The organism is Deinococcus sp. (assembly GCF_030523985.1).
GTDB lineage: Bacteria > Deinococcota > Deinococci > Deinococcales > Deinococcaceae > Deinococcus.
Map to the genome: position 1 here is coordinate 3004 of NZ_JAUNHK010000135.1, position 2763 is coordinate 5766.

A 2763-nucleotide genomic window follows, 5' to 3' on the forward strand; every position below is an offset into this window, starting at 1 on the left:
CCCTACGCCTCCTGCAGCACCCGTTTCAGTTCGCCCACACTCAGCGATTTGCTGGGGGCATCCAGCGCCACCGCGCCGCCGTGCAGGGCGACCACCCGCTGACCGAGGTGCAGCGCCTCGTCGAGCTGGTGCGTCACGAAGACCACCGTGATTTTTTGCTGCCACCAAATCGCCAGCAGTTCGTCGGCCAGCGTGGTGCGGGTGGCGTGGTCGAGCGCACTGAACGGTTCGTCCAGCAGCAGCAGCCCCGGACGGACAGCCAGGGCACGGGCAATGCTGACGCGCTGACGTTGCCCGCCCGACAGTTCGTGGGGCCGCCGCGCCTCGTAACCGCTGAGGCCGACCAGGCGCAGCGCCTCGGCAATTCGCTCCTGCTGCTCCTGTCGCTTCAGACCGCGCAGCCCGAAGCCTACGTTGCCGCCCACCGTCAGCCAGGGAAACAGGGCCGCTTCCTGCTGCACCAGGGTCAAGGCCGGGTGCGGCCCATCCACGACCTCGCCGCCCAGCCGGATTTCACCCTGTTGCGGACGCAAGAAGCCCGACAGCAGCGACAGCAGGGTGCTTTTGCCGCTGCCCGACGGCCCCACGACGCAAAGAAATTCGCCGGGTTGCACGTGCAGGTTCAGGGGGCCGACGCCCGCGCCTCCCATGACGCCGCCGTGCCCATAGCGGTAAGTCACGCCGCTCAGGTCGAGGCTCTGGCCCAGTCCGCCGCGAGCCGTCATGCGCTTCCCTCCAGGCCGTAGTTGCGGCGCACCCGGCCCTCAACCAGCCGCAGCAGCGCGTCGAACAGGCCGCCGATCACCCCGATAATCAGGATGGTGGACAGCACCAGCGCGACGTTGGCGGTATTGCGCCCGACTTCGAGCTGCTCGCCCAGGCTCCCCACTCCGGCAATCAGCAGTTCGCCGCCGACCAGTGCCCGCCACGCGAAACTCCAGGCGGTTCGCAGGCCGCTCAATACGTTGGGCAGCGCGGCAGGCAGCGACACCCGCAGCAGCAGCCCCAGCCCACTCGCGCCCAGGGTGCGGCCCGCCGTTCGCAGGGCAGGCGGCACGTTCAGCAGCGCGCCCGACACCGCCAGCGCCACCGGAATGAACCCTTCCAGAATGACCACCGCCAGCACCGCCCGCTCATTCAGGCCGAAAAACAGAATGGCGAACGGCACGAAGGCGATGCTCGGCACGCTCTGCACTCCGGTCAGGTACGCGCCCAGCGTCGCCCGCAGGGGCCACCACGCGCCCATCAGCAGGCCGACTATTCCACCCAGCGCCACCGCCGCTATGTACCCGGTCAGCACCCGGCGCAGGCTCCCACCGATGGCCGCCAGCAGTTTGCCGTCCTGCGGCCCGGTGCCCCACAACCCGTAGGAAATCTCTGTCCAGACCGCAGTCGGGCCAGGGAATACGTAGGGCGGGTAGAGCTGCAACTTGTCGGTCACCAGCCACCAGAGGCCCAGAATCAGCAGCAGGCCGCCCAGTTGCCAGCCGAGCACCTGCCAGCGCGAGGGGCCAGCGCGCTTGGGCAGCCCCGGATTGGAAAGGGAAGGCGTCGGAATCATTGACCAAAAAGGTACACTATTTGGGCCTTGGGGAGGGGAGACTGCTTAGATGGGGGCGGATGGCTGAAGGCCGATGGCAGATGGCAAAAAGAAGAAGCGGAGGCATTGACGGCCCTCCGCTTCTTCTTTCCCGACCCTCTACCAGGGGAGAGGGCCTAGCACCGCTAGGGGTGAGGGGTCACTCACGCCCACTTCATCAGCCCTGCTTCCAGGTCATTGCTGAGGCCCTCAATCAGCGGCAGCATCCGCACGCCGACCGAGTAGAGGCCGCTGTCGTCCAGCGGGATGTCGGCGCTGTAGGTGTGGCCTTCGCCGTGGGTCAGCGGGAAACGCTGCACTTCGCTGCCACGCTTGAGCACCGCTTCCACGCGGATTTCTTCCGGGCGAATGCCTGCGGGGTTGACCTGCGCGGTCACCGTGACCTTCTGCCCAGGCTGCGCGGTGGCGGGCAGGTTGGCTTGGGCGCTGATGCTGGTGTGGGGCCACTGCTGGCGCACCCAGGCTTTCCAGGCGGCGATTTCGCGGGCGCGGGTGCTGCCGTTCTCCTTCATTTTGCCCCCGCGCACCGACAGGGGAATGTAGTACTGGCGTACATAGTCAATCACCTGACGCTGCATGGAAAAGCGCGGGCTGACGGTCTCGATGGAATCGCGAACGGTGTGCGCCCAGCTTTCCTTGCCCTCGCCGCTGCCGTAGTAGCGCGGGGCGATTTCGTGTTCCAGACGCTGGTACAGGTCGAAGGCGTCGGCGTCGTCCTGCACGTTCAGGTCGGCGTATTCGCGCTCCTCGCCAATCGGCCAGCCGTTGGTGCCGTCGTAGCCTTCGCGCCACCAACCGTCCAGCACGCTGAAGTTGGGTGAGCCGTTGAAGCTGGCCTTCATGCCGCTCGTTCCCGAAGCCTCCAGCGGGCGGCGCGGGTTGTTCAGCCAGATGTCCACGCCCTGCACCAGATGGCGGGCCACGTTCATGTCGTAATTTTCCAGAATCACGATTTTGCCCTTGAATTCGGGTTCCTGGCTGACGCGGTAAATCTCCTGAATAAATGCCTTGCCGGGGTTGTCAGCGGGATGCGCCTTGCCCGCGAAGACGAACTGCACGGGGCGCTCGGGGTTGTTGACGATGGCGGCGAGGCGCTTTTTGTCGCGCAGCAGCAGCGTGGCCCGCTTGTAGGTGGCAAAGCGACGGGCAAAGCCGATGGTGAG

At 66.4% G+C, this 2763-nt stretch carries 3 protein-coding genes; all 3 read right to left on the bottom strand.

Annotation, left to right across the window (positions count from 1 at the left end):
- Positions 1-2: 2 nt before the first annotated feature.
- A complete protein-coding gene (locus Q4C89_RS13600; protein ID WP_303103163.1) occupies positions 3-725 on the bottom strand; it encodes an ABC transporter ATP-binding protein in 723 nt (240 codons plus the stop codon).
- Positions 722-1561 carry an ABC transporter permease gene (locus Q4C89_RS13605; protein WP_303103164.1) on the bottom strand — a complete coding sequence of 280 codons (840 nt, stop codon included), beginning with the start codon at positions 1559-1561 and terminating at the stop codon, positions 722-724. The genes Q4C89_RS13600 and Q4C89_RS13605 overlap by 4 nt, the downstream gene beginning before the upstream one ends.
- A 182-nt stretch (positions 1562-1743) precedes the next feature.
- On the bottom strand, positions 1744-2763 hold a 1020-nt coding region (gene glgP / locus Q4C89_RS13610), incomplete at its 5' end, for an alpha-glucan family phosphorylase (protein ID WP_303103165.1).